Origin of the sequence: Candidatus Cardinium sp. cByotN1, assembly GCF_022810525.1 — a bacterium.
Classification (GTDB): domain Bacteria; phylum Bacteroidota; class Bacteroidia; order Cytophagales; family Amoebophilaceae; genus Cardinium.
The window spans coordinates 1-1,986 of record NZ_JAACGG010000059.1 but is presented as its reverse complement, the minus strand read 5'-3'; the positions used below and the strand labels follow the sequence as shown (position 1 = coordinate 1,986).

The 1,986-nt window shown below is 36.2% G+C and carries 2 protein-coding genes; one reads left to right on the top strand and one right to left on the bottom strand.

The window, feature by feature from the left end; translation table 11 throughout:
• Positions 1 to 225 (top strand): hypothetical protein (locus MUW73_RS01710; protein WP_243575195.1); only part of this gene is annotated, 225 nt, incomplete at its 5' end.
• Positions 226 to 290: 65 nt separating this feature from the next.
• On the opposite strand, the gene MUW73_RS01705 is transcribed toward MUW73_RS01710, so the two are convergent.
• Positions 291 to 1,460, bottom strand: a complete 1,170-nt coding sequence (locus MUW73_RS01705; RefSeq protein ID WP_243018755.1) for a hypothetical protein — start codon at positions 1,458 to 1,460, stop codon at positions 291 to 293.
• Positions 1,461 to 1,986 lie beyond the last annotated feature (526 nt).

The following is a 1,986-nucleotide window of genomic DNA, read 5'->3' as shown; positions in this document are numbered from 1 at the left end:
AGCCAAAAAAATTCAGCCCTTGTAAAAAGTTGCGGAAAAGCGCCTCTTACAGCTGAAAAAACAGAATTTGGCCGCTACGCGGGCTTCAAACAGGCTGTTTTTCTGGTCAGCTGTAATGGGTGCTTTCTGGTCGCAACTTTTTGCACAAGAGCGGTGTTTTTTTTATCATATAAGTCTACAGCGCTTAACGTAGCCCAAAAAGCTGCTACAAATGCTACCATATAGATAGAAAATCAGCACCAGTTGTTCGTAAAGGGCAACCAAGCTGATCCCTAGTTAAATAGATTGTTTTATTTTCTCTGAAAAATAGATAGAAATTTTGTTTTAGAATCGGCCTGCTTTGGGGTTTGTAAATCATTAAATACTTTCTTGAGTTCATCTCGAGACATCTTGGGACGGATGCCTAGTTTTTTGAGATTCTTCCGAATAGATTTCCTGATTTTAACGAATTTTTTGTTTTCATAAAACAGTAGGACCTTATCACCTAGTATACTAACGTTTGGTTCCGGGCGTTTATCATCGAGTACAAAATAAACAAAAGTCTCAGCCAGGTCTTCGTAATGATCCGTTTTCGCATAACTGCTAATGTATTTTTTGCTTTGTGAATAAGCCCTTGTTTTGTAATATGTGTTGGCTCTCGCTTCATTATAACCAGTCAAGTAGTTCTTTACAAGAGTCTCACATAGAGCGTCATGATGCATACCAAGATTCAAATCACCGTAATCATCGACAAAACGACTCAAAGCATGGCATTTTTTCCGAGAATAATAATTATCTGGTATAGACTGGTTTTTTTTCATAATTGAATCGTCTTTATAAATCTTTGTTTCCCCTACAAGATATGCTTGGTCTTTATTCATTGTCAGATAATGACCCAATTCATGGATCATTGTACAAATGATAAAAGGGGAGTCTAGGATCTTATAACAATAGTTCCTCTCGTCATCAAATGTGTCAAATGCCATGCCCAAGCGGAAGATTTTTAGAGAATTACTGAATTTAGGGCCCATATGACCGATGTACCCAATACCTTTTGAATCGAATATCTCAAAAATTTGGATTCCTGGCCTATCTTTCTTGCGAAATAAGTTGGCAACCAAGTTAAATAATTTTTGATGCTTAGCCAGATTAGTTCTTTCTTTTGCCCATAGCGCAGGATCATATCCAGATTCCGGTGTAGGTTTGAATAACTTGTAAGGCTGAAGTTGATCATTATCATCAACTTTGTATTGTACAATTACTTTACCATTAGTAGGTATAAGCCTGTCTTCGGCAAAAATGTTTTCAGTACTAGTGTTGTTTTGTGCATCAAGGTGCGCCACGATGCCCATAGAAAGAGGAGAGTAACCGGCAAGCATTCGATTTTGCGCATGGTTTGTATGGCTGCACCCAATGGACATTAGACTATATATGCCCAACAAATAAGTAATAACTATTTTTTTTATATATTTTATTTTCATCTCTAGTTTTAAATTAATATATTAAGATATTAGTTAGCATTCTTTGTTATCGTTCTTTAAGCTTGAGGTGTATACATTCAGGCCTATGGCAGCATACCAAGAAAAAATAAAACGCCCCTTGTAAAATAGTTGCTACCAGAAAGCAGATCTTGCAGCTGACATAAAAAAACAGCCTCTTCGAAGCCCGCGTAGCCGGCAAGTTCTGTTTTTCCAGCTGTAAGAAGCGCTTTCAGCGACTTTTTACCCAGGGCTTGATTTTTTGTCGACTGTTTTATCAAGAAAAAACTAGTATACATCATATTGTTTATCATTCAAAAAAATATATAACTTCCTTAAGTTGAGGCCATTGTTTGTTCAGCTTAGTGATACGAAGCAGTTTTTATACCACTTTTTGACCAAGCAAAAAAAAGCCATGTAACTTATAAAAAAACTATCTACCTTGCAGGGTGTAACATTTATACCTCAAAAAAAGGAATAAAACATGGAAAAAATTACTCCAAAAGTAGATATCGCCTTCAAAAAAATA

What these genes read in the sequence shown, in the direction of transcription:
- MUW73_RS01705 (WP_243018755.1), bottom strand. Translation starts at nt 1,460, where the DNA reads ATGAAAATAAAATATATAAAAAAAATAGTTATTACTTATTTGTTGGGC.